This is a genomic window from Synechococcus sp. R70.1 (assembly GCF_047461675.1).
Taxonomy (GTDB): Bacteria; Cyanobacteriota; Cyanobacteriia; order Thermostichales; family Thermostichaceae; genus Thermostichus.
Genome location: NZ_JANSHR010000068.1, coordinates 81,226 through 84,432, shown reverse-complemented (window position 1 = coordinate 84,432; position 3,207 = coordinate 81,226). Strand labels below are relative to the sequence as shown.

At 63.3% G+C, this 3,207-nt stretch carries 3 protein-coding genes; all 3 read right to left on the bottom strand.

The features are described 5' to 3' along the window. Positions 1-73: 73 nt before the first annotated feature. Entirely contained in the window at positions 74-1,333 is a 1,260-nt protein-coding gene (gene hisS, locus NW807_RS08590) for a histidine--tRNA ligase (RefSeq protein ID WP_414425835.1), read from the bottom strand. A gap of 97 nt (positions 1,334-1,430) precedes the next feature. Continuing rightward, a complete protein-coding gene (locus NW807_RS08585; protein WP_414410461.1) occupies positions 1,431-2,183 on the bottom strand; it encodes a 16S rRNA (uracil(1498)-N(3))-methyltransferase in 753 nt (250 codons plus the stop codon). After that, on the bottom strand, positions 2,153-3,040 hold the full coding sequence (gene prmA, locus NW807_RS08580; RefSeq protein WP_414425873.1) for a 50S ribosomal protein L11 methyltransferase: 888 nt from the start codon (positions 3,038-3,040) through the stop codon (positions 2,153-2,155). Before prmA ends, NW807_RS08585 begins: the two co-directional genes overlap by 31 nt. Positions 3,041-3,207: the final 167 nt, after the last annotated feature.

Below are 3,207 nucleotides of genomic sequence, written 5' to 3'. Positions count from 1 at the left end.
GGCTCCTTCGGCTGGTACTGGCTGCCATTCTTCTTGTCCGTTGCGCCGTACCCAAAAACTCAGCATTGTGCGGTCACCTCTGGGAGAGCAAATACTTCACCAGCTCAGCTTGCAGGAGGGTTTGCTGCTGTCCTGTGGGCAAGTGCTTCAGCTGCACCTCGCCGGCCACCGCTTCCGCATCTCCCAGGACCACAGCCCAAGTGGCGCCGCTGCGGCTAGCCCGCTTGAACTGCTTGCTAAAGGGGCTGCCGCTGAGATCCAGCTCGGTGCAAAAACCAGCTTGGCGCAGGGCCTGGGCAACCTGAAGGGATTGGGCCTCTGCCTTGGCTCCGCGGGAGATCACGTAGACGTCCAGCGGCCTGGCCACCCCCTCTAGCTGCTTCTTTTGCAGCAGCAACACCAGCCGCTCCATGCCGATGGCCCAGCCTACGGCCGGGGTCGGCGGTCCGCCCAGATCTTCCACTAGGCCGTCGTAGCGGCCGCCCCCGCAGACGGTGCTCTGGGAGCCCAATTCCGGCGAGACGATCTCGAAGGCGGTGTGGGTGTAGTAGTCCAAGCCGCGCACCAGGTAGGGATCCAGCTCATAGGGAATGTCTAGGGCTTTGAGATGAGCTTGCACTTGCTCGAAGAAGGCGCGTGAGTCAGCGCTAAGGTAATCGGGCAGCTTGGGCGCTTTCTCAACAATGGCGCGGGTGTGGGGATCCTTGCTGTCGAGGATGCGCAGGGGGTTGCGGCCAAGACGCTCCTGGGAGTCCGGATCCAGCTCTTCCTTCAAGGGGGTGAGGTAGTCCACCAGGGCTTGGCGATAGGCCAGCCGGTCCTGCGGATCCCCAAGGGAGTTGAGCCGCAGAGTGAGATTTTCCGCCCCCACCGCCCGCAGCAGATCCCAGGCCAGAGCGATAACCTCGGCATCGGCGCGGGGATCGCGGCTGCCCAGGAGCTCCACCCCCAACTGATGGAACTGGCGTTGCCGCCCCGCTTGGGGACGCTCGTAGCGAAACATCGGCCCACAGTACCAGAGGCGCTGCACATCGCCCGCCATCTGCAGCCCGTGTTGGATGTAGGCCCGCACCACACCAGCAGTGTTCTCGGGACGCAAGCTCACCTCCTGCTCACCGCGGGTGCTAAAGGAGAACATCTCCTTGCCCACCACGTCGGTGGCACTGCCGATGCTGCGAGCAAAAAGCTCCGTCAGCTCCAAAATGGGGGTGCGGATCTCCTGGTAGTTAGCCCGCCCCAAGATCTCGCGGGCACTGGCCTCCACCTGCTGCCACAGCCTTACCTCCTGAGGCAGGATGTCGCGGGTACCCCGCACCGCGTGGATTTTCTCCATGTCTGTTCCTCTCACCCAGAGCCCCGCCCTGGGAAGCAAGGGTTCGTGTCAATGCCATAATATCGCCCTGCTGGCGGGGGGCAGAGCTAGCCTCGGCTCAAGGGCTCAAGCTAGCGTAGAAAGCGGCAACTTGGCTGGCAGCGGCCACCGCCGCGGTGGTGGATCGCAGGATCGTAGGGCCCAAAGAAACAGGCACTCCGCCGTGGGCTTCCGCTTGGCGGCGCTCCGTCTCTGTCCAGCCACCTTCTGGGCCAATAGCCAGCGCCACGACGGCACCCCTTAGAGGCGGCAGGACTTGCAGCAGCGGGGGGGCGTTTTGGCGGGCAACCGCTATGCCCCACCAGTTGGCCTTGAGCTCAGCCAGCCAGCGGCTCCAGGAAGTGGGCGGGTCAATTTGAGGCCAGTGCAGCCGCTCACACTGTTCTGTTGCCTCCCGCACAATTTTTTGCCAGCGTTCCTGCCGCCCCGATCCCGGCTCCACCACGGTGCGCTCCGTCAGCAGAGGGGTAATGCGCGCTACCCCCAGCTCGGTAACCTGGCGAAACACCTCGTCAAATCCCGGCCCCTTGACCACTGCTAAGCCCAGATGCAGGTAAACGGGCAATTCCCGCGGCGGGGCCTCTACCTCAGCCACAATTTGGCATTTCTGGGGCTGCCAATGGGCCAGCCACAGCTTGCCGGAGCCGTCCAAAACCAAAAAGGGATCCCCCCCCCGAAGGCGGTGCACCCGCTGCAGGTAGTGCCGCTGCGGGCTGGTTAAATAGATCCCACCGGTGGGATCCCGCTGGGCCGGGTCGATAGCCAGGCGGGGCAGGGAACTTAGAGAGCGCGTGCGTTCAGACAGCACCACTCCCCCCGTCGCCAAAGGGCTGCAACCAACCACTCGTTGGCCTCCAACATCTCCGTAACCAACCTGGCCTGCTCGAGGAGAATGCCGCTGAGGATAAGCCAGCCCCCTTTCTTCACCACTAGGCCAAACCCCGGGATCATATCCAGGATCACGTCGGTCAGAATGTTGCACACCAGTCCATCCACCATCTCCGGAATGCGTTCCAGACTGCCCTGAGCCACCTCGATCCGGTCTGTAAGGCCATTGAGGTCGCGATTGTGGAGTGCTGCCTGCACCGCCAGCGGGTCAACATCCACAGCATAAACCCGCTTGGCCCCTAAGAGGGCTGCCGCCACCGACAGAATGCCCGAACCGCAGCCCACATCGGCTACCGTCACCCCCTCTGTACCCGCTCCTAGGCGCATCTCCAGGGCTTCCAGGCAAAGCTGGGTGGTCGGATGGGTGCCTGTGCCAAAGGCCATGCCCGGATCCAGCCGCAGCAGGAGACGGCCAGGGTGGGGGGGTGGATCCAGCCAGGCTGGACAGATGAGCAGCCTCTCTCCCACTGGCTCAGGCCGCCAGTGTTGCTTCCAACTGTTGCTCCAATCCTCTGCTTCCATTCGTTCCCAGTGCAGCTTGGGAAGGGGCTGGCCGGCCATGAGGGCATCTTGCCGCAGGCGCAGCGCCAGAGCCGCCAAGTCCAAAGGAGTGGCGCGGAAGCAGGGCAAATAGGCGTGAATGCTAATTTGGTCTTCGCCACAAGCCTGGCTGGCCATGCCCTGACAGCCAAAGCTCTCCAGCCGCCAGAAGATCTGGTCTTCCTGCACAGGGGAGGCGAGGATGTGGAGATCCCACCAGGCTCCACCCGGATCCGGCACCTGGGCAGAGGAACGCGAGGAGGGATCGGCAACAGTCCTGCTCACGGCGGGAGTTCTTGAACGGGAAAACAAAAAGGCTGCCAAAGGGATGCCGTTGGCTTGGCCAAACCAGTTCTTGTTCTAATTTAGGATCACCCGCTGCCCTGCAGCTCCCCCTGCTGGGGGGT